The organism is Thermostichus vulcanus str. 'Rupite', from assembly GCF_022848905.1.
GTDB lineage: Bacteria > Cyanobacteriota > Cyanobacteriia > Thermostichales > Thermostichaceae > Thermostichus > Thermostichus vulcanus_A.
Genome location: NZ_JAFIRA010000038.1, coordinates 18882 through 39260, shown reverse-complemented (window position 1 = coordinate 39260; position 20379 = coordinate 18882). Strand labels below are relative to the sequence as shown.

Annotated in this window: 19 protein-coding genes; 9 read left to right on the top strand and 10 right to left on the bottom strand. The window is 55.4% G+C overall.

Translation table 11 applies throughout. The features are described from left to right. Nucleotides 1–486 precede the first annotated feature (486 nt). Together JX360_RS13220 and tilS are read left to right on the top strand one after the other, a co-directional pair. On the top strand, nucleotides 487–1653 hold the full coding sequence (locus JX360_RS13220; protein WP_244351815.1) for an HrcA family transcriptional regulator: 1167 nt from the start codon (nucleotides 487–489) through the stop codon (nucleotides 1651–1653). A 37-nt stretch (nucleotides 1654–1690) separates the two neighbouring features. Continuing rightward, nucleotides 1691–2686 (top strand): tRNA lysidine(34) synthetase TilS, encoded by a 996-nt coding sequence (gene tilS / locus JX360_RS13215; protein WP_244351814.1) that lies wholly within the window; start codon nucleotides 1691–1693, stop codon nucleotides 2684–2686. Nucleotides 2687–2689: 3 nt separating this feature from the next. On the opposite strand, the gene JX360_RS13210 is transcribed toward tilS, so the two are convergent. The 6 genes from JX360_RS13210 to JX360_RS13185 form a co-directional block, all read right to left on the bottom strand. Then, a complete protein-coding gene (locus JX360_RS13210; protein WP_244351817.1) occupies nucleotides 2690–3313 on the bottom strand; it encodes a VanW family protein in 624 nt (207 codons plus the stop codon). Between the two features lie 35 nt (nucleotides 3314–3348). Further along, the gene (locus JX360_RS13205; protein ID WP_244351813.1) at nucleotides 3349–4137 is read right to left on the bottom strand and encodes an anti-sigma factor domain-containing protein; all 789 of its coding nucleotides are present in this window, start codon (nucleotides 4135–4137) and stop codon (nucleotides 3349–3351) included. A 19-nt stretch (nucleotides 4138–4156) separates the two neighbouring features. Further along, nucleotides 4157–4738 (bottom strand): sigma-70 family RNA polymerase sigma factor, encoded by a 582-nt coding sequence (locus tag JX360_RS13200; protein ID WP_244351812.1) that lies wholly within the window; start codon nucleotides 4736–4738, stop codon nucleotides 4157–4159. Nucleotides 4739–5241: 503 nt separating this feature from the next. Beyond that, entirely contained in the window at nucleotides 5242–5901 is a 660-nt protein-coding gene (locus tag JX360_RS13195) for a cofactor assembly of complex C subunit B (RefSeq protein ID WP_244351811.1), read from the bottom strand. Nucleotides 5902–6023: 122 nt separating this feature from the next. Beyond that, complete coding sequence (locus JX360_RS13190) at nucleotides 6024–6557, bottom strand: thermonuclease family protein (RefSeq protein ID WP_244351810.1); 534 nt, start codon at nucleotides 6555–6557, stop codon at nucleotides 6024–6026. Between the two features lie 154 nt (nucleotides 6558–6711). After that, nucleotides 6712–9333, bottom strand: a complete 2622-nt coding sequence (locus JX360_RS13185; protein ID WP_244351809.1) for a M1 family aminopeptidase — start codon at nucleotides 9331–9333, stop codon at nucleotides 6712–6714. A 447-nt stretch (nucleotides 9334–9780) separates the two neighbouring features. On the opposite strand from JX360_RS13185, the gene JX360_RS13180 reads away from it, so the two are divergent. From JX360_RS13180 to JX360_RS13170, 3 genes are all read left to right on the top strand, one after another. Beyond that, on the top strand, nucleotides 9781–10686 hold the full coding sequence (locus JX360_RS13180; RefSeq protein ID WP_244351808.1) for a coiled-coil domain-containing protein: 906 nt from the start codon (nucleotides 9781–9783) through the stop codon (nucleotides 10684–10686). A gap of 77 nt (nucleotides 10687–10763) precedes the next feature. Next, nucleotides 10764–11510, top strand: a complete 747-nt coding sequence (locus JX360_RS13175) for a uracil-DNA glycosylase (protein ID WP_244351807.1) — start codon at nucleotides 10764–10766, stop codon at nucleotides 11508–11510. Nucleotides 11511–11522: 12 nt separating this feature from the next. Next, nucleotides 11523–11834 carry a TIGR03792 family protein gene (locus JX360_RS13170; protein WP_244351806.1) on the top strand — a complete coding sequence of 104 codons (312 nt, stop codon included), beginning with the start codon at nucleotides 11523–11525 and terminating at the stop codon, nucleotides 11832–11834. A 78-nt stretch (nucleotides 11835–11912) separates the two neighbouring features. On the opposite strand, the gene JX360_RS13165 is transcribed toward JX360_RS13170, so the two are convergent. Then, a complete protein-coding gene (locus JX360_RS13165; RefSeq protein ID WP_244351805.1) occupies nucleotides 11913–12689 on the bottom strand; it encodes a DUF502 domain-containing protein in 777 nt (258 codons plus the stop codon). A 298-nt stretch (nucleotides 12690–12987) separates the two neighbouring features. On the opposite strand from JX360_RS13165, the gene JX360_RS13160 reads away from it, so the two are divergent. The 3 genes from JX360_RS13160 (at nucleotide 12988) to JX360_RS13150 (ending at nucleotide 16232) form a co-directional block, all read left to right on the top strand. After that, entirely contained in the window at nucleotides 12988–13455 is a 468-nt protein-coding gene (locus JX360_RS13160) for an SRPBCC family protein (RefSeq protein ID WP_244351804.1), read from the top strand. A gap of 81 nt (nucleotides 13456–13536) precedes the next feature. After that, nucleotides 13537–14016, top strand: a complete 480-nt coding sequence (locus JX360_RS13155; RefSeq protein ID WP_244351803.1) for a GNAT family N-acetyltransferase — start codon at nucleotides 13537–13539, stop codon at nucleotides 14014–14016. A gap of 113 nt (nucleotides 14017–14129) precedes the next feature. Beyond that, a complete protein-coding gene (locus tag JX360_RS13150) occupies nucleotides 14130–16232 on the top strand; it encodes a thioredoxin domain-containing protein (RefSeq protein WP_244351801.1) in 2103 nt (700 codons plus the stop codon). Here JX360_RS13150 and JX360_RS13145 read toward each other — a convergent pair whose 3' ends face one another. Next, nucleotides 16233–16682 carry a Fur family transcriptional regulator gene (locus tag JX360_RS13145; RefSeq protein WP_244351800.1) on the bottom strand — a complete coding sequence of 150 codons (450 nt, stop codon included), beginning with the start codon at nucleotides 16680–16682 and terminating at the stop codon, nucleotides 16233–16235. A 453-nt stretch (nucleotides 16683–17135) separates the two neighbouring features. Here JX360_RS13145 and JX360_RS13140 point away from each other — a divergent pair, with 453 nt between their 5' ends. Next, entirely contained in the window at nucleotides 17136–18347 is a 1212-nt protein-coding gene (locus JX360_RS13140) for a metallophosphoesterase family protein (protein ID WP_244351799.1), read from the top strand. Between the two features lie 30 nt (nucleotides 18348–18377). Here the strand turns inward: JX360_RS13140 and JX360_RS13135 are convergent, their stop codons facing one another. Beyond that, the gene (locus JX360_RS13135; protein WP_244351798.1) at nucleotides 18378–19421 is read right to left on the bottom strand and encodes a fatty acid desaturase; all 1044 of its coding nucleotides are present in this window, start codon (nucleotides 19419–19421) and stop codon (nucleotides 18378–18380) included. Between the two features lie 142 nt (nucleotides 19422–19563). After that, nucleotides 19564–20316 (bottom strand): sulfite exporter TauE/SafE family protein, encoded by a 753-nt coding sequence (locus JX360_RS13130; RefSeq protein WP_244351797.1) that lies wholly within the window; start codon nucleotides 20314–20316, stop codon nucleotides 19564–19566. Nucleotides 20317–20379: the final 63 nt, after the last annotated feature.

Genomic DNA, 20379 nt, shown 5'->3' with positions numbered 1-20379 from the left:
CTCGAAGTAGCGCACCTCAGGATCCATACCGGCTCGACCCACAAGGGTGACCAGGTTCAGGCTCATGGGCATCTTCTCCAGACCGCGGTACAGCTTTTGTTGTAGCGTTTGCAGGGGATCCCTGTCACCCCAGGCTGCCTCCACCCCAGAATCTAGCGGAGCACTGTAACCTTTTTGAAATGGGTTAGGGACACTATCGTTGTTGCGGCAAACCCACGTTCACTTTAGGGTTGGCGCAGCCTGCCGTAGGCATTGTTGCTACGCAACGCTAATGCTACGCGACACGCGACTGCGGAGCATTGAAAGGCTGTAACGGCCAATGAATGATTGACTCCTCCGTCATTTTCAGGCACAACTTCATCTTAAAAGAGTCAAAATAGACGTAAAGGTTCATATGGATTCGTAATCAAGCCCCAAGTTGATTTATCGTAGAGCGATTTGGTGGTTCCTCTTTGATAACGTACTGACTTTGCTTTCTGAGTAGCCATGAGACTTAAACTGACTCCCCGACAGCGAAAGATCTTGTGGGCAACGGTGCGCAGCTACATCGCCACGGCTGAGCCTGTGGGATCCAAAACCTTGGCCCAATCCTATGACCTAGGGGTAAGTACAGCTACCATTCGCAACGACCTGGCTACCCTCGAACAGGTGGGGTTATTGTTTCAGCCCCATACCTCCGCAGGCCGGATCCCCTCCGACTTTGGCTATCGGGTTTATGTCAACGATCTGCTAGCTACACCTTCCTCCCACAGCACTGGGATCCCTTACGATACACCCCAGCCAGCTCCTCATCCTGCCCTGCAACGGTTGATGGAGCAGCTGAATCGGCAATTGGGCGATGACTTGGACAGTTTGTTGCAGCGGGTGGCTCAGCTCCTGGCCCACTTGAGCGGCTGTATTGCCCTGATCACGCCTCCACAGGGGCCGGTGGTTGCCATTCATCATGTGCAGTTGGTGGCGGTATCCCCGGGGCGGGTGATGGTATTGGTGGTAACTGACTCTTACCAAACCTACTCAGCCATGGTCAGCCCACCGGAGTGGCCCAGTGACCGGCTAGAAGACGAACTCCAGCTACTCAGCAACTTCCTCACCCTAAAGCTGCGGGGCAAAACCTTTGCAGAATTGCAGGACTTGAGCTGGCTGAAGCTAGACGAAGAATTTCGTACCTACGGCCATTGGCTCCAACAACTGCTGCGCTCTGTGGTGCAACGGTATCTACAGCCCCCCCTTGGGCAGGTGTTTAGTGCCGGGATGACTGAGCTGATGCGGCAACCGGAGTTTTCCCAGGCCCAGCAAGTCCAGGCGGTGGTGCAGTTGATCGAGGAGGGATCCCAGCAACTGCAGGGGATGATTGGGCTGCCTCCTATGGGCGGGGTAACACCACAGCCCCAAACAACAGCAGGCTCCATCGATGAGGAGGAAGGCAATAGAGAAGAGGATCCCCATCACCCCAGGATCCCTGTGATCATTTACATTGGCAGTGAAAATCCTCTTGAGTCTTTGCACCACTGCACAGTTATCGCCTCCACCTATCACCGGCGCTCTTCCCCCCTCGGTACGGTTACCCTGTTGGGGCCAACCCGGATGGCCTACGAGCGCAGTATTGCAGCGGTACAGGCAGTGGCCTCTCATCTCACCCGCGCCCTTGCTTAAGAAACTCCGTTGCGCTTAAAGCGGATCCGGTGTCACCGTGGCCAGGCTCTCTCCGCTGCACCTGCGAGTCCAGCACACCATCCGACAGAAACACCTTTTTTACCCCGGTCAGCGGCTGCTCATTGGGCTTTCGGGTGGCCAGGATTCCTTTTGTCTGCTCAAGATTCTGCAGGATTTACAACCCCGCTGGGGCTGGGAGTTATTTGTCCTCCACTGTGATCACCGCTGGTCGGAGGATGAAACCGATTGTGCTCAATTCTTACAGAAATGGCTGCAGCAGCAGGGCCTACCCCATGCGGTGGAAACGGCTGATCCAATCCGTTGGGATGAGGCGGGGGCTAGGGCTTGGCGTTACCAACAACTGTCCAAATGGGCCAAGGCTTGGGAGTGTTCTGCTGTGGTGACTGGGCATACTGCCAGCGACCGAGCGGAAACCTTCTTGTTCAACTTGCTGCGGGGTACAGGAGTGTCTGGGTTAACCAGCCTGGATTGGCAGCGCCCTGTGGAGGCTCGGGATCCCGATTCTCCGCGTTTGGTTCGGCCTTTACTGGAGGTTTCCCGTCCAGAAACCGAGCAGTTTTGCCAAGCCTATTCCTTACCCGTCTGGCCGGATCGCAGCAATCAGGATTTAGCCCATGCCCGGAATCGCCTGCGCCTGGAGGTGATCCCTTATTTGCGGGAGCATTTCAATCCTCAATTGGAATTGGCTTTGAACCGGCTGGCCTCTTTGCTGGCAGCCGAACATGAGGTGGTCTTGACGCAAGCCACCCAACTTTGGCCAGTGGTGTACCAGTCAAATCCACCCAGGCTGTTGCGGGATCCCTTGCGGAAGGCTCCTTTAGCGGTTCAGCGGCAGATTTTATTCCAGTTTCTGGAAAAGGTATTGCCTCATCACCCCAGCTTTGCCCAGGTGGAGGCTGGGATCCGTTTGCTGCCCATGGGCCGTGGCAGCCGTACTCCCGATTACCCGGGTGGCGGGTGGATAGAGGTACAAGGAGAGGATTTGATTTGGAGGGATCCGGGAATTTCTTAAATCCTAGCGAGGAATCACATAGCGATCCTGGGAAAGGCGTTCATCCCCGCGATACACACTCACCTGGAGGTGCTGCTCATCTAACCAATGGTGCTGCACTTGCAGAGAAGGAACTGGAGCCACTTGTCGGGATCCCCGCCCCAGCACCGATACCGCCAGATGCTGCCCTTGGATTTCTGCTCGCACCCTTACTGGCCAAGGGAAAGGATTCCTCAACCGCAGATCCGCCAGCCCATACCAAACGGTGGCATCCAATCCGGCAGGCACGGACTCCACAACAGTGTAATGGGGATGTCGCTCCACCACCTCCAGCCCTGCCAGCAAAGCGGCATTGTACAGACTGGAAGAGACTTGGCAAATTCCGCCCCCTACGGAATCGAGGGTTTCGGCCACCATAAACACCGGCGCCGGCAAATAGCCTCGTTCCAAGCGGCGCGGCCCAACGACCTGATTAAAAGAGAAAGTCGCTCCCGGTTGAATGTAAACCCCATCCAAAGCCTGGGCCGCTAGGCGGATGTTGTGGATCTGGGATCCGCTGCGCTGCTGCAAAGAGGTGACGTAGCGGCTGAGGGTGGTCGGGGTGGGATCCGTCCACCACAAAGCCAGTAGAGCCAGCAATGGCCCCATGAGCAAGAACAATCTCCGTCGATTGCGGGTGGACACTAGACCTTGCCTGTCAAGACGGGTTCTCCCCGCGGCTCTCGGGGACTGGTGGGGACTTGGGCCGTAATCCACAGTTCTTGGGCACGGGTTCCGCTGGGCGGGGTGCGAGGCGGGCGCATCGCCACAATCGCTGAGCCGTAAGCATCGACTTGAAAATCGCCACAGTAGAGAATGTCGCCGTTGTCCAGCTTCAGCCAGAGGTGATAGCGCTCCCCCGAGGCCAGTTGCGGTAGATGGGTTGCGGCCAAAACGACCTCCTGCCACTCCCCAACCCGGAATAGCAGGTTGGCCACCCCAGTCTCACCCTGCAAATTCACCAGACGGGATCCCGGTTGTTGCAGAAGGTTGGCCAACTCTTGCACCGATTCCAATTGGGCCAGTTGCAACGATTGACGCAATCGCCAATTATCCAGACCCAGCAGCACCAAAGCCACCGCCACTAGGCCGGCCAACCACCGCCACCAAGCCTTGAACCGACTGGCTGGCAGCGCAGGCAAAGCAGATTGAAGGGGCAGGGGTGCTTCTGCCAAACCCACTTCCGCCAAAACCTTGTCTCGTAAACCCGCAGGCGGGATCACCCCGGGCAAGCCGTAGGGCAACAATTCCAGGGTCTCCTGTAACGCTCGCAATTCCACCGCCAACTGGGGATCCTGTTGCAGGCGTTCTTCCAGGGCACGGGCCTCTTCGGGAAGCAAATCCCCAAGCAGGTAGCCTGCCAGGTCTTCGTTGGCTTGACCCTGGCCCATTTCATTTTCAAATTCAGAGGTAGATTCAGACAATTCAGACATAAAAGCGGGCAAACATAACTCAACGGAGAAGGGGCTGCAAAGATCCACGCAATTTGAAGAGGGCCTGGCGAGAGCGGGTTTTGACGGTTCCCAAGGGGATCCCCAATTGTCGGGAAACTTCCGCCTGGCTTAACCCCTGGTAGTAGAGCAACTCCAGAATCTGCCGCTGGTTTTCGGGCAATTGGCTGAGGGCTTCCTGCACCACCTGACGACGTTCCTCAATGGAAATCTGTTCAAAAGGAGCTGGCGTCAGGGTGTCGGCGCTGAGAATAGGCTGCCAGCGTTCCAAAAAGCGCTGTTTGCTCCCCTTGGAACGGAGACGGTCAATGGCTCGAGAACGGGTCAACACACACAGAAAGCTGCTCAGGGATCCGCGCCGCACATCATAGCTGGGTTTTCGCCAGAGGGTGACAAACACCTCCTGCGTCAAATCCTCAGCATCGGTGGCATTGGCCATGATCTTGAGGGCTAGCCCGTACACCAACCCGGCATAACGGTCGTAGAGCACACTGAGAGCGGTAGCTTGCCCAGCCTTGAGAGCCTCAATCAGCTCAGAATCGCTGCGAGAGGGCAAATCGCTCAGCCGAGGAACATCAGACATAGAGCCAGCATCTAGCCCCACAACGAAGCGCGCCGGGGTGCGGCGCAGGAAGAAGATAGACTTGATGACCTTTTGGGTCGCGCGGTTCCCGCCGTCACGACAGGGCTGCGTAGACCGTAGGTCGTTTCTAGCAAGAGGGTGCTGTAGATGCAGCACGTTCCTGAAACCATACTTTATCCTAATGGGTTGCGGCTCCCTCTCTTGTCTGCGTGCAAATTTGAACGCAAACCCATGCACTCCTTGTCGGTAGTATCCAGTCGGCTGACCCGTCCGCGCGTAGATCAATACTACTGTCGCTTGCACAGGATCCCACCTCCAGAACCCAACTCGCGCTCTGAGCCAATCCTCATTTCCGCTATCCTCGATACGGCTGCCCCCTGCTTTTGGATTGCATTATTTAAGGGGGATCCCTGGCATGGAGTTAAGGGCTAGAGGATCCCTGTTAGAAGATCTTGAAGATCTCTATTTTTTGTAGCTTCCTCAAACCCTGATTCCAACTTCATCTAGGGTGACTCTAGAGAGGATTCCGTCATGGTTTGTGTAACTTCCCCCGCAAGTACGACCTCCAACTTGCTGGCAATAGCGGCAATCCAAGACTGATCCCGTTGGGTAAAACTGCGGGGAGTATCGCTGCCCAAAATCAGGCACCCCGTTTCTCCGATCGGCTGACACAGTACCGCCTGGGATCCCGTGGGTAAAATCCGATCAAATTCAGCTCGGGCTGGAAACAACTTCAAGTCCACCAGGTAAACAGGTCGGCCCGTCCGCAAAACCCGCTGCAGAATGCTCTTGGGCTCAATCTGAGGCAACTGTCCGGCACTAGCCAGTAGACCCCGTTGCAGCAGGGTTTGTCCCTCGACCCAAACCAGTACCGTGCGAGCAGCAGTGGTGGTCAGTAGGGTATGGGAGGCCCAGGCCAGCTCCAGCTTGGCAGCCTCCGATAAGCCAGGGTGCCAGTCGAGGCCCGGGATCCCTTGTAGGGGGATGGTTTTGGGAGCAATCGGTTGGATCTGCTGCCAGAGGAGTCCGGTCAAAATCAACAAAGCACTGAGGAGGATCCCCAAAGCATCCGAGCGCGACTGACTGGTGGACAATTCTGGCGTAAAAAGCAGCCGATTCAAAACCAGTAGGCCGCTACCCAAAATGCCCGCGAATAAGGGCAATCGCCTCAGCCAACGATTCGGATCCCTGGAGGTTGGAGAGGATTCGACTGGCAAAGCAAACGTAAGAGGTAAAAAGAGGTCTAAGTTCAGGTTACAACTTTTCCCAGTGTTGGCGAAGCTGGTTAGAAGCGGCTCCAAATGCCGAGACGATCCTGTTGCGCTCTTTCCTGCAGACCACCGTAGTAGCTGTCGTACTTAATGTTGTGGCTGTAGGGGACGATGCGCGCCAAGCCATTGCGCACCAACATCGCATTCATCTGGTGGCCTTCTAACCAAACGTAGGCTTCCACCAAGCCTGTGGCATCTTCGTTACGCAGCAGCTTATCCCCCTCCAGTTTGACGGTGCGGTACAGGATGCGCTCACGCATCAGTTCAATCGCCTGTTGGTGGTAGGGGTTCTCTTCCGAGCTGATGCCTTCGATGCCTGCCAGCTTGATCAGGCGCATTTTCTGTTCCCCTTGAATTTGCACCACCAAGGTCTCACCATCCACCACCCGCACCACAATCGCATCCGGGTAGCGATCAAAGCGGTGATTATCGAAATAGAAGCTGGTGTCGGGCACCACCCGAGGCTCTCCAAATCCGTGGCTGGGCATGACCTGCACGGCCAAAAGCAGCCCCAATGCAGCAGAGCCGAGAGCAACACGCTGGAACATGACTTTTCCCCATCCTTGGATACAGCTCGCCTTTTGACAGCCTGCCCTCTTTTGTAAGGGGGAGCCTCCCACGGCAGCATTCAAGGTGTAATGGTAGCCGCAACTGCCCAGAAAACAACCCCAAAGCCATTCTGCACCGCAGTCTAGTTGGAGTCTAGCTGGGTGAAGATGTGCCGTTGGCTGGGGGGGATCCCGCTTTGGCTTCCAAAGAACCGATGCGACTGAGCAATTCCTGATGGCTTTTCTTGAGTTGATCCAGTTCTTCTCGCAATTGTTGCGTGGATTGCTCACCCCCCAAACGGGATTGCACCTTTTGAATGGCTTCATTGATGCGCCGTTCAATGCGGCCATCCTGTGTACCCAGGCTTTGCAAGAGAGGGATGGCTTTCGGGCTGTTCAGTTGGCTCAGGGCCGTAATCACCGCCATTTGGGTAAAGAAGGAAGTCTCGCGGCAGAGATCCCCCAAACACTCCAGAACCCGTGGATTTTCTTGATCGGAGGCGTAGGTGCCTAAGGCGCGGATGGCTGCCAAGCGCAAGGGTTGTGGGATCCCCAACTGGGTATGCTGCAAAAGCAAGTCCAGGGCTTTTTCCGAACGCTTCATTTGGGCCAAGCCAGACAGGACTCCGGCCCGCACCACCTCATTCCAGCCCGCCTTTTGCTCCAGGGCGGTTTGGAACAGAGCTACCACCTCGGCTTCCTGCGGTTTCGGTTCCAAGGTTGAGCCGGCAATGGTACCCAGAGCCACGGCTGCTGCCGCTTCCACCTGATAGCTGGGATCCCCCTGCTCCAGGAAGGGCCGAATCACTTGGAAGTTCTCCAGGGATTTCTGTTGGCTCAGGGCTTCAATGGCCGCTTTGCGCACATGGGGGCTGGGATCCTGAAGGGTAGATCGCAACACCTCAAAAGCTTGATCCAGAGAGAGGCTGCCCAGGGCTTTGCAAATTTCCACCCGCACATGCCAGTAGGGCTCCTGCTTGAGGGCAGTTTCTAAGGCACGCACGACTTCCACTCCCCCTTTTTTGGCCAAAGCCTGCGCGGCCAGCAGGCGAGCAATGGAATCAGGGGCATGGTAGAGCTGAGCTTTCAGTTCCGGGATCCCATAGGTGAGTTCCACGGTTTTGAGGGTGTGGTTGCCATGATCAAAACTGATAAAGCTGGGTTTTTCTTCCAGGGGGAAGTAGAAACTTTGCTCGGCTTCGTGAATACGCACAGTGAAGGTTTTTAGCTTGGGAACGGGGCTAGATTTACTGACAAACCCGAACACAATCGGGATGCGCAGATCGAATAAATACTCTTTATCCTGGGTTTGGGTGACGGTAACTTTGGCCAGATTTGTATCGGGATCCCAGCTGTAGGCAACCTTGTAGTCGGGATGACCACCACGGAACACATATTGGTCAAACAAAGGGGCCAGATTTTGGCCGGTAGCTTGGTCGATTGCCCGCAACAGATCGATGGTCTCGACGGTGCGGTGGGCGTGATTGTGAACAAAAGTTTGAATCGCCTTTTGAAACAGATCATCTCCCAACTGGTGCCGAATCATATGATAGACACAGCCACCTTTCTGGTAAATGTGACAGTCGTAGAGCTCGATGGCTTCTTTGTAAATATGGGTTACCATTGGGCGACGATAGCGGTTGCTGTCTTCATTGAGGTAGGCCTGTTGGTCTTGATAGCGGTGATAGGCAGCCTCTTCATAGCCAGTGGTATATTCCTCCCAAAGCACCTCCGCATAGGTGGCCATCCCTTCTTTGAGCCAGGCATGGGACCAATGCTTGATCACCAGCAGATCCCCAAACCACTGATGAGCCAGTTCGTGAGCCACCAATGACTCCGTCCACAGATAATCCAAAGCCGCCCGTTCATCCATTAAGCAGCGATCGGTGAGGAGGGTGGTGGAGGTGTTTTCCATGCCGCCAAAGATAAAATCTGCCACACACACCTGGGCATATTTCGGGTAGGGATAAGGGTAGCCAAAAGCATTGGAGAAAAACTCGATCATGGCGGGGGTTTTACCCAGGGATCGCTTGGCATCTGCCTCACGCCCTTTTTCTACCCAATAGGTAACCGGGATCCCTTGCCAATGGTCTTGAATCTCCGCGAAGTCGCCCACAGCCAGGGTCATCAAATAGGTGGGGTGTACCTGTTCTTGGTACCAGTGATAACGGGTTCTGCCCCCCGGCAGTTGCTCCACCGCCAGCAAACGGCCATTGGATATGACCCGGTAGGGATCCGGCACCGTCACCACCAATTCGGAGGTGGCCAACTGGCCAGGATAGTCAAAACAGGGGAACCAATAGCGGGAATCTTCATCTTCCCCTTGCGTCCACACTTGCACGGGTTTATTGGGGTAGTGGGCACTGGGTTTGATGAAGTAGAGGCCCCGTTCCGGCTTTTCCAGACGGTAGGTAATCTCCAGGGTAAGGGGATCCTCACCAGTGGGTTGGCTGAGCTGAATCTGGAGGCTCTCGCCATCATCTGTAAAGGTTTGCGCTTCCCCATCCACCTGTACCGATTGGATCCCAAGGCGCACCGCATCCAATTTCAAGGTGTGGATCCCGGCCCGAACGGGTTGCAAGCGAATCTGGCAGTGGCCCAAGACGATCTCAGACTCCAGATCCAAGTCCAACTGCAAGCGGATATGCTGCACCTGCCCTGGACGATCCGGGGTGTAGTGGGGGCGAGAACCCGGTAGGGCAAAGGGCTTGTATTTGCTTTCCGTATCCAGTCCGCCGAAGATCAGGTTCCAGGTGTGGGCATCCAGTTGGGTCATAGAGCTAGAGCAGGGTATAGGCGAGAGGGGTTTGGTGAGCTCAAGCCTAACCCACTCGTATTATCCTTGCGGGGTCGCTTGTTGGGGAGAACCCTTGAGATGGAAAGGATCCCTCGGTGAGAGACTTTTCCCGTATCTTCCGTATCTAGTGTCTTTGCTGAATATCTTCTGGTTTTAACCACTATATGTGCAGAATATGTGCAGATTGCAGAGGGTTATGGCTGCAAGCTGGGAACCCTTTGTGTGGGTTTGGATGGAGGGTGAGCGAGCAGCTCAATCCCTCTCTGAGCAAAGCAGAGAGCAATCCCAGGCAGGTAAGATTCAGGCATCCATATTAAAGGTCAATTAAGTCCAGGATTGTTGTATCCAATGCCCCCTTTTCCAGGTCTGGCCGATAAAATGAACGGCATAAAATGGACACGGCACCCCCTAATCTGGACTCTATCTATGGATCATGCTGCTTCCGTGGCCCGCCGCTACATGAAACTGTGCGAGGCCTATCTCTCCCTGAATGAAGCCTTTGACAAGTTGGATCAATCCCATAGCAACCTACAGCGCCGCTGCAAGGGACTGTTCAGCTTTTTCAGCACCGCCCAGCAAGCTCTGACCCAGCTTCCCCTTCTACAGCAACGGATGGAGCAAAGCGACCGCTGGCTCAACTCATTACGGGAAGAATTGCACGTTAAGGAAACCCGAATCGGCGAATTGATCGCCAACTACGATCAAGTCTGTGGTGAGCTGGATTCTACCAAAACCGAACTCATGAGCGCGCAAGCCCTGATCGAAAAACTGGAAGTAGAAAATGCTCAAATTTTGGAACGGTTAAGTCAGTTGACCCACCTAGGAGATGAGATAGCAGACTTGAGAGAACAACTGGCCCAAGCCAACACTGCTCGTCAGGAAATCGAAGCTCGGAATCGTCAGTTAGAGGGCACACTGGGAGACCGGGAGCAACAGATTTACAGCCTACAAGAGCGGCTGGCCCAGGCCGAACAGGAGATCAGCCTCCTGAAAGCACAACGGGAAGAAGCACAGCAAATCGCCCAACTGGCCACCACCCGTGCCGAACGGGCGGAAGCCAATCTGCACGCTCAAGAAGAGGAGCTGCAAGCGTTACAGGGCAAACTGCATCGCACCGAACAACAACTGGCCATGGTGGCGCTCAATGAGTTGGAACTGTTGCTCAGCGATGGGTCAATGATGACCTTCCAAGAGGCAGAACGGGCGATGGAAGCAGACGAGCAAGTGTTGGAAACCTTGCCTTCTTCTCTTTCCGAAACCGAGCGCATTCTGCGGGAGATCGATCAGTTTATTTCGGAGTTTTCCGGGCAGGCGAACCCTCAAGCAGCCTAAAGCTCACGAGAGGCTGATAACTTGACAAGCCTAGAGGGGCAACCGAAGATCGCTGCACAAGGGAACTGCAACTTGCAATGGCGGCCAAAAAACCAACCTCGGAGATTCAGCCCAGCTTATTTGGAGAGGAGTTTCAACCCGCTGCTCCTGCCCAAGAGGCTGTTCCCGATTGGCAGCGGATCCCTTTGTCAGCTCAAGTGCCGATCCCACCCGGAACCTACACCCACCTGGAACAACTGAAACAGCATTGCCTGGCCTGTCAGCGCTGTGAGTTGGCGGCAGGTCGTACCCATGTGGTGGTGGAACGGGGCAATCCCAAGGCGAAGATCCTGATTATCGGGGAAGGGCCAGGAGAAAACGAGGACCTGCAGGGGCTACCCTTTGTGGGCAAGTCGGGCCAGTTACTGGATAAAATCCTCGCCTCCGTGGGGTTGGATCCCGAGCGGGATACCTATATCTGCAACGCGGTTAAGTGTCGCCCCCCCAACAACCGTGTGCCCACCGCCGAGGAAATGGATGCCTGTCGGCCTTACCTGCTGGAGCAGATTCGGCTGGTGGATCCGGCAATTATTCTGCTGACGGGGGCGACCTCTGTCCGCTCGATCCTGGGAGATAAGCGCGGCATCACGAAAATACGGGGGGAATGGATACAGTGGCAGGGGCGCTGGTGTATGCCGATTTTTCACCCGGCCTATTTGTTGCGCAATCAAGCTCGCACCCCCGGCAGTCCCAAGTGGTTGATGTGGCAGGATATTCAAGCGGTCAAGCAAAAGTATCTGGAACTCACCGAAGTCCCAGCGACAGATGAGGAACCAGAGTTTTAAGGGATCCCCTCTATGGTTGCCCCTCAACCCAGCCCAATCACCATCGAACACCTCTGCTTTCGCGTTCTCCCCTCTGGCCAAGCAGAATTTCTCAGGCAAGATGAGCAGATTTGGGGATCCCCGCTGCGGGAGCATCCCGGTTTTTTGCGCAAGGAAACTTGGTTGGATGGGGAGGATGCCGAATTGGTGCACATCATCATCCACTGGGCCAGCCGTGCCGACTGGAAAGCTTTCCCTCCAGAAAAGGTTGAGGCCCTGGATCGAGCCATGCAGCCGTTTTATGTCCGGCTAGAGCAGGTGAAAGAGTATCAGTTGTGGGCGTGACAAGTTGACCTAGGGAGGAGCCAGACCCAAAGTGGCGTGGGCTCCGTTCCCTCCTATCCTGCTGCATAGCTTCTCAAGCTAGAGAGCCCGATCCGCCTCAAAAGCCCTTTCGGAAGGGGCTGACTCGTCCGTGTGAGCACCTGTGGCCCGCTCTTGCTCCACCAACTCCCGCAGATTCGGCAATGTCACCGCCAAGGCTCCTTCCCGTCTTTGCAACCCGGCCTCAAAGCTTTCGGGAGTGACAATGCCGCCGGAAATGAGCATCTTAATAGCATCCTCAATCGGCATGAACACCTCTACCGTTTGCTCCTCCGGCACAATCGCATACCAGCCTGTGGTGGGGTTGGGCGTGGTGGGCACAAAAAGGCTAAGGCAGCGCTGCGGGCTATCGGGACGAATGGGAGTTTGTACCGTGCCCGTCACGAAAGCCAAAGCCCAAATACCGGGGCGAGGATATTCCACCAGCACCACGCGCCGGAACCGCTGATTGTTGGGGGCCAAAAGAACACTCAGCAGTTGCTTCAGAGTTTTGTAGACCAACCCTGCAACCGGGATAGCATGCAGCAGTTGTTCGCTCAGGCTCAGCAGCCACTGGCCGACGATGTTGCGGGCCATAAACCCGATCAACAGGATGAACAAAATGGGGGTAAATAGGCCCACCCCTAGGTCAATTAGGTTGATCAAAATCGGGTGCAGTCCCTGGATCGGGTTAAATTGCTTGGGAATGCTGGTGAGAAAGCCAATACTCCAGGTGGCCACCTCCACCGTTAGCCAAATTGTGGTCGCCAACGGGATCACCACCAGCAACCCCGCCACAAAATAGTTCTTGAGATGCTGCTTCCACTGTGAAACCATGGTGAGGTTGTTCCGGTGAGTCAAACGAGGGGATAGAGCGAAGTAGTGCAAGTGAGGCTTGCAGATGGCAACCATGATATCCGGCTTCTGCCTCTGCCCTCACGCGCCTAAGTCGCAACCGGCCTGTGAAAAAGTGGTGTTGCTGAAAAGCACAGGTTCCAAGACGTTCACAAGGCCAATAATGTTATCTTAGGTCGATATAAAATTTTGTAAAGGCAGGGATCCCATCTGGAGGCTCTGTCTGGTGAACAGGCAAACCGAACAGATAGATTTTGCTGGATGCTGCACGCGAGGCCCTATGTCTGAATCCGATTGGTTAGAGCATACCTGTCAGGTGGAGGTGCCTGTTCCGATTGAGCAGGTTTGGGATTTGTGGGCCAATCTCTCCCTGATGCCTCGTTGGATGAAGTGGATCCGCTCGGTGGAACTGTTGGATCAGGAGTTGTCCCGTTGGACGTTGGACACGCGCGGCCTCACCTTCAGTTGGATTTCTCGTACCCACACGGTGGTGAAACACCAACACATTGGCTGGAACTCGGTGGAAGGCTTGCCCAATCGTGGTGCGCTGCGGTTTTACGATCGCAAGGGCAGCACCATCGTCAAGCTGTCGGTTGCCTACAAGATTCCGGGGATTATTGGCAAAATTTTGGATGGCTTGTTTGTGGGCAAAGTGGTGGAGAGTACAATCCAGGCGGATCTGGAACGCTTTAAGGCCTATGCCCTGGAGCACCCGGAGCCGACCGCTGAAAATGCCTCAGCCAGTTAGTTCATCCCTTGTTTTGCCTGTCAACCTTACTTTTTTCTAACCCCTAAGGCTTGTCTGATGTTGGATCCCTCGCTTGAGCCTATGGCTGCTATCCCCCATCAACCGGTGGATAACCGCAACATTCGCTTTTCTCTGGATCGTGCCGAGCTGGATTTGGATCAGCTGATTCCGCTGTTTAACCGCAATGCCTTTTGGGCTCAAAACCGCCAACGGGAACAGATGGAGCAAGCCATTGCCCACAGCCATCCAGTGGTTAGCGTTTGGGATGGAGAACGCTTAATCGGCTTTGGACGTGCCACTTCCGACGGGGTGTACCGAGCCGTGATCTGGGATATCGTGGTTGATCACGATTACCGTCGCCAAGGGATTGGGCGCAAGTTGGTGGAAACCTTGATCAGCCACCCGCACCTGCAATCGGTGGAGCGAGTTTACCTGTTCACCACCCACCAGCGGGGTTTTTACGAACGGATTGGCTTTGTGGAAAATACCAGCACTACGCTGGTTCTCCACGGGCGCTCGCTTGAGTTCTTAACCCCAGCCAGTGAAGAACGGCAAGCCTGACCTCAGGGATCCCTTGCGGCTTAGGCATGGGTTGACGGCAAAAAGTGTATCTTGAATAACAGTCGGCCTCAGCAGGAGGACGCGCTAGCTTGAAAGCACAGCTCGGTGTGTCTATGACCAATCGCCTCGCCACTAGCCCCAGCCTCTACCTGCGTAAGCACGCCGAGAACCCGGTGGATTGGTGGCCTTGGATCCCGGAGGCCCTAGAGAAAGCCCGTGCCGAAGATAAGCCGATTTTTCTGTCGATTGGTTACTCCAGTTGCCACTGGTGCACGGTTATGGAAGGGGAGGCTTTCTCCAACCCCGAGATTGCTGCTTTCTTGAATGAACACTTTTTGCCCATCAAGGTGGATCGGGAGGAACGCCCTGACCTGGACAGCATCTACATGCAAACGCTGCAGTTGATGAGTGGGCAAGGGGGGTGGCCTCTGAATGTGTTTCTGGCCCCCACCGATTTGGTGCCCTTCTATGCAGGTACCTATTTCCCGGTGGAGCCGCGCTTTGGTCGTCCGGGGTTTCTGGCTCTGCTGCAACGAATTCTGCAGTTTTACCGGCAGGAAAAAGACAAGATTGAAGACATGAAGGGCCAAATTTTGGCGGCTCTCACCACCCTTAGCGAGTTGGTGCCTGAAGATACGGTTCCTACGGATTTGCTGCGCTCCGGGATCCAGAAAATCCAGCCCTTGGTGTCCAGTACTGGGGCGGTGCAGCAGTTCCCGATGATGCCCTATGCCCAGTTGGTACTGCGCTCGGCGCGGTTTGAAAGTGCAGACGGGATCCCTGGCTCAACAACCGCCCTGGAACGGGCGAAGGAACGGGGAATGGCCCTGGTCTTAGGAGGAATTTTTGACCATGTGGCGGGCGGATTTCATCGCTATACCGTTGATGCCACCTGGACGGTACCCCACTTCGAAAAAATGCTCTACGACAATGGGCAGATTGTGGAGTTTCTCTCGGATCTGTGGGCGCAAGGGATCCAAGATGCCGCCATTCGGCGAGCGGTGCAGCTGACGATCGATTGGTTGGCACGGGAGATGACAGCCCCTGCCGGTTATTTCTACGCGGCCCAGGATGCCGATAGCTTTGCCAAACCTGAGGATCGGGAGCCGGAAGAAGGGGAGTTTTATGTTTGGCGGTGGCAGGAGTTGCAGGAGTTGCTGGGGGATGAGGGGTTCCGCGCTCTGCAACAGGCTTTTGACCTATCGCCGGGGGGGAACTTTCCAGATCGACCCGGCTACCTGGTTTTGCAGCGCAAACAGGGGGGTGAGCTACCGGCTGCGGTAGAAAGTGCTCTCAAGACCCATCTGTTTCGGGCCCGCTATGGTAATCAGGATGAACGAGAGCCTTTTCCGCCGGCAGTGGATGCCCAATCGGCCCGCCTCCATCCCTGGCCAGGGCGGATCCCGCCGGTAACCGATACGAAGATGATTGTGTCCTGGAATGGCTTGATGATCTCCGGCTTGGCACGGGCCTATCAGGTATTTGGTACCGAGGAATATCTGCAGATGGCGCTGCGGGCGGCCCAGTTTATCCTCAGCCAGCAGCGTCACCCCGAAACGGGATCCCTGCTGCGGGTGAACTACGATGGCATAGCCGAGGTTCCTGCCAAGTCGGAAGATTATGCCCTGTTGATCAAAGCACTCCTGGATCTGCATCAAGCCTGCCTACCATTGGTGGGGACTCCCTCTGCCGAGTATTGGTTAGAAGCTGCTGTCAACCTTCAGCGGGAAATGGACAGCCAACTGTGGGATCCGGTTGCCGGCGGCTATTTTGTCAGCGATGCCCAAAGTGCCCCCGAACTCTTGGTGCGGGAAAAAGAGTTTCAGGACAATGCCACCCCTGCCGCCAATGGGATTGCCATCGCCAATCTGGCCCGCCTCAGCGCTGTGACGGGGGATCCGGATTATTTGGAACGCGCGGAAGAAGGCTTAAAAACCTTTGCTCACATGATGAGCACCCAACCCCGCTCCTGCCCCAGCCTGTTTACGGGTTTGGACTGGTATGCCAATTTGGTCAAGGTAACTCTGCCTGCGGAACACCTCTCCACCTTTCAGCAGCAATCTTGGCCCACGACTGCCTTTACTCTGCCCACGGAGGCCGACCCCCTACCTGAGGGGGCTGTGGGGCTGGTGTGTTGGGGCAGCAAGTGTCTAGCTCCCGCCCATTCCCTGGAGCAGGTACAATCGCAAATCAGCAAAGGCCAAAACCGAGCTTGATCAAGAATTGGATGGAGTTGATGCGGAAGGTGGGGATCCCTCTACCCCGAAAAACTCAATCCGATAGCTCTGAATCTGCGTGCCGGTTTGTTGCTCCACCTGGGCCAATAACTCGGGGGGCAATTGGACATCCACATCCAAAATGCGGCCGCTATCCAAGCAATTGACATGGCTATGGGGATGAGTGCGATTGCCGTAGCGGCGTCCTTCCGCTCGATCCAAACACTCGACAACATGATGACTGGCTAGGGCTTCCAGGTTTTGATAGACAGAGGTGTGGCCAATCGGCTTGCCCTGCTGATTGAGGCGATCGTAGATTTCACGGGCGGAGAGGTGCTCGCCACATTGCCACAATAGCTCCAGAATGTACCGACGCTGTCGGCTCAAACGCAGATTACATTCACGACAACGCTCCAGAGCCGCTTCTAAAGAATCCAGTGGACGAGGCATGAGGTAACCTCAGGTCATACTAAGTCTGAGATAGGCAATTACCTATTAGTTCTAGGCTAGCATTGAAACTCAGAGATAAACATACCTTAATATTATGTCGAAGCTAGCTGGTGCCTAATTCTTAGAGAGAAACGATTCTGACAACGATTGACAACTGTTGACAACTATCAAGACAGCTTTTCCCGACACCTCCCGCTGCGGGGCAAAGTCCTTTCCCTACTCCAGCGCATACAGATGGATCTCCTGTCTGCCGGGATTTTAGGCTACCTCAAATCCCCTATGAAGTTGGGAAAAACGGTAAACGGGTCTGTCTCAAATCCTGTCGGCCAAAATCCTCCCCTTCTCCTCTCGGCTGATCTGCACAAACACAAACTTGCTCCCTACCCCTCTTCGATTCGCCAGCTCGGAATTCATTTTCTAAAATACCCCTGGAGAGTTGGGGCAATCAGGCCAATGCAACGGCGCAAACTCATGCTGGGTCTGTTGGGGTTAGCCAGTGGCAGTGGAATGGCAGGGGCCTATCTGGCCAGTCGGCAGCAGGCTTCTTCTGTATCTCCTACACCAATGCCTTCAGCCCAAGCGACGGGATCCTCACCTACGCCGCCCCCACCCACCCCTGTTCCCACTGCTACAGTGGTGGCCCACCCGGCTGCCCCCAATGGCCTGTTTATTCCCCCCCGCCGAGATCTGCGCCTGTTGGTGATTAGCGACATGAATGCAGCCTATGGCTCAGTGGAGTACGACCCGGAAGTGGATCGCGGCATTGGGCTCATCCCCTACTTTCAGCCGGATATTGTCTTGGGGGGAGGAGATATGGTGGCGGGACAGGATCCCCGCCTTTCCGAAGAACGCATCCGGGCCATGTGGGCGGCCTTTGACCGGCATGTGGCAGGCCCCATCCGGGAGGCAAAGATCCCCTATGGTTTTACCTTAGGCAATCACGATGCCTCCTGTGCCCGTTCCACACGAGGCGGATTTCTCTTTCAAAAAGAACGGGATCTGGCCCGCGAATTTTGGAACGATCCGGCCCATGATCCGGGCCTGACCTTTGTGGATCGGGGGGACTTCCCCTTCTACTACACCTTTGAAAAAGACGATGTGTTCTACCTCACCTGGGATGCCACCTGTAACTTCATCCCACCCGAACAGATGGAATGGGCTGAAGCGGCACTGGCGAGCGAACGGGCGCAAGCGGCCAAACTGCGCATTGTAATCGGACATTTGCCCCTCTACGCCATCACCGTTGGGCGCAACGATCCGGGGGAAGTCTTGCTAGAGGCGGATGCCAAACGCGCCCTGCTGGAGAAGTACCGCGTCCACACCTACATCAGTGGCCACCACCACGGCTATTACCCCGGCCACAAAGGCAAACTGCAACTGCTCCACTGCGGCATCCTCGGCTCCGGCCCCCGACCTCTCCTGGATAGTCCCCTGCCGCCGCGCAAGACTCTTACCCTAGTCGATGTAGATTTTGCGACTCCGGATATCACCTACTACACCACCTATCACATGCGGGATCTGAGCGTGATCGAGCAGGCGGAATTGCCCCGTTTCATCACTGGACACAACGGCTTGGTGCTGCGTCGGGATGTGAACTGGGATGCCCTTAGCCCTGAAGAAATCGCCACCTGTCAAGGTCGGATTGGATCCCTGTGTCGGGATTAGCAGGATCTCAGAATTGCCCTAAATCTGAGCTCAATCCTGATCCAAATCCGAAAAAGACTGATAAGCCTTCTGAGGATGATAGAGGTGACAGTGGTGCACAATGTCCCGCATCAAAGCCCAGGAAAAGTGCCGTTTTTGCAGATGGGATCCCCAGTTTTCCTCCAAACTCCGCTGTGCCAAGCGCAAATGGTAGGAGGGAATGGCCACCGAAATATGGTGGGGAATATGGACATTGATGTCGTGGCAGAGAAACTCTACCCAACCGGGGTAATCACAATGAACGGTGCCCGTCAGTTGAGCTGTAGCAGCATTCCAGCGCTCGGCGGGTTGGAAAGGGATTCCGGCATCGGTGTGGTGAACCAGGGTGAAGGTGCTCATCCAAAAGTGATAAACCAACCAGGGCAACAGCCAAAATTTGACCACACCCCACACGCCTGTCCAGTAGAAGAGCAGCGGGAAAAAGACCAAGGCAAATCCCAAACAAACTCCAATGGACAACCGCACCTTGGGGCGTTCTTGCTCGGAAAACTGACGCAAATCAAAGTGCAAGGTTAGCCAATGAATGATGGATCCCGTCCACCAAAAGTAGCCTCGCAATCCCCGATACAGCGACTGTATCGCCGGCACACTGGCCAAAAAAGCCTCCTGCGTCCAGGGTTCCCAGGCGTTGTCTTGCTTCAATTGATTGGTAAAGCGGTGATGGCGGTCGTGCAAAATACGCCAAGGATGGAAAGGATAGATTAGAGGCAACATGAGCACATGGCCCACCAGGTCATTCACCCAGCGGCGTTTGGCAAAAGAGCGATGTCCGCAGTCGTGGGCTAATACAAACAGCCCGGTTAAGGCCGTACCCGTCCAGATCCAGGCAAAGGGTAGCAGGAAGCTGGGCAGAAAGGTGATGGCGGCATAGCCCAAGGCCACAGAGAACAGGCTGATTAGGACTGAGATCCAGGCTTTGAGAGGATTTTTTTCAAAGCACTGGCGGGGTAACGTCTTGAGAATGGTGCTGAGGTTTTCTGGGAGGGGCTGAGTATCCTGCTGCGCCAGAGAACGTGGAGGCAAAGATAAGGTCATGAATTCGGATCCGTGGTTCCAGGACAGAACTTAAAGAAGCTTTACATTCATATCATGTCCTGGTATCCAGAAAAACAAAAGAAATCCCAAGCTTCACTCACGAACCTGCACAGGCGGGCGATCCGGGATCCCGGGCAAACCTCTAGAACTGCTGAATCTCCCGAATGCCAAAGTAAAGGGCCAGCACTACCAAAAATCCTCCGTACAGGCGGGTCAGCAGGGGCGTGGATAGCCGTAGAGCCAATTTGCCTCCTAACACCGTAAAGGGGAACACCCCCAACCCCAGCCAGAAGGTGGTGCCCCAATCAATATGGCCGAGACTGCTGTGTACCCAAATCTCTGGGATCGCCAACAATGCCACTGAAGCCAAAGAACTGGCCAAAGCACCCCGCAGATCCAGTCCGACCCCCAACTGGTAGAAAGGCACCAAGACCAACCCACCCCCATTGGCCAGTACCCCGTTGAGGAAATTCAGCAGCACCGAACCCACCGGGATCCGCTCCAGGTGCAACTGCTTTTCTCCTTCGCTCGGCAAGAAACCCCGTAAGCCGCTGACACCGTACACTCCAATCCCCAAAATAAACACCGCCGTCAGCAGCATCAGCACCACCCCCGGCACAAACTTCGTCGTCCAAGACCCCAAGGCCACCGCCGGGATCCCCCAAGCCACCGTCCGACCCACCACCGGCCAATGAATTAAGCCTTGCTTTTGAAACGTGACCACCCCTCCCAACGCACTGGGCAGGGTGAGCGGCAGAGGACTCGCCAAGGCCAAAAGGGCAGGCATTCCCAGCAGACGCAGCAGGGGTGTGCCCAAAGAGCTACCGCCTAACCCAAACATTCCGGCACAGAAGCCAATCCCACAGCCCACCAAAAAGGTTAACCACCAAGTCACGATGCCACCAATGATACAACTCTGTCTTGACAGTAAAGGAGGCAATTCATAAGAGCAAATAGT

What these genes read in the sequence shown, in the direction of transcription:
- JX360_RS13220 (WP_244351815.1), top strand. Translation starts at nt 487, where the DNA reads ATGAGACTTAAACTGACTCCCCGACAGCGAAAGATCTTGTGGGCAACG.
- JX360_RS13210 (WP_244351817.1), bottom strand. Translation starts at nt 3,313, where the DNA reads ATGGGGCCATTGCTGGCTCTACTGGCTTTGTGGTGGACGGATCCCACC.
- JX360_RS13205 (WP_244351813.1), bottom strand. Translation starts at nt 4,137, where the DNA reads ATGTCTGAATTGTCTGAATCTACCTCTGAATTTGAAAATGAAATGGGC.
- JX360_RS13200 (WP_244351812.1), bottom strand. Translation starts at nt 4,738, where the DNA reads ATGTCTGATGTTCCTCGGCTGAGCGATTTGCCCTCTCGCAGCGATTCT.
- JX360_RS13190 (WP_244351810.1), bottom strand. Translation starts at nt 6,557, where the DNA reads ATGTTCCAGCGTGTTGCTCTCGGCTCTGCTGCATTGGGGCTGCTTTTG.
- JX360_RS13185 (WP_244351809.1), bottom strand. Translation starts at nt 9,333, where the DNA reads ATGACCCAACTGGATGCCCACACCTGGAACCTGATCTTCGGCGGACTG.
- JX360_RS13180 (WP_244351808.1), top strand. Translation starts at nt 9,781, where the DNA reads ATGGATCATGCTGCTTCCGTGGCCCGCCGCTACATGAAACTGTGCGAG.
- JX360_RS13175 (WP_244351807.1), top strand. Translation starts at nt 10,764, where the DNA reads ATGGCGGCCAAAAAACCAACCTCGGAGATTCAGCCCAGCTTATTTGGA.
- JX360_RS13170 (WP_244351806.1), top strand. Translation starts at nt 11,523, where the DNA reads ATGGTTGCCCCTCAACCCAGCCCAATCACCATCGAACACCTCTGCTTT.
- JX360_RS13165 (WP_244351805.1), bottom strand. Translation starts at nt 12,689, where the DNA reads ATGGTTTCACAGTGGAAGCAGCATCTCAAGAACTATTTTGTGGCGGGG.
- JX360_RS13160 (WP_244351804.1), top strand. Translation starts at nt 12,988, where the DNA reads ATGTCTGAATCCGATTGGTTAGAGCATACCTGTCAGGTGGAGGTGCCT.
- JX360_RS13155 (WP_244351803.1), top strand. Translation starts at nt 13,537, where the DNA reads ATGGCTGCTATCCCCCATCAACCGGTGGATAACCGCAACATTCGCTTT.
- JX360_RS13150 (WP_244351801.1), top strand. Translation starts at nt 14,130, where the DNA reads ATGACCAATCGCCTCGCCACTAGCCCCAGCCTCTACCTGCGTAAGCAC.
- JX360_RS13145 (WP_244351800.1), bottom strand. Translation starts at nt 16,682, where the DNA reads ATGCCTCGTCCACTGGATTCTTTAGAAGCGGCTCTGGAGCGTTGTCGT.
- JX360_RS13140 (WP_244351799.1), top strand. Translation starts at nt 17,136, where the DNA reads ATGCAACGGCGCAAACTCATGCTGGGTCTGTTGGGGTTAGCCAGTGGC.
- JX360_RS13135 (WP_244351798.1), bottom strand. Translation starts at nt 19,421, where the DNA reads ATGACCTTATCTTTGCCTCCACGTTCTCTGGCGCAGCAGGATACTCAG.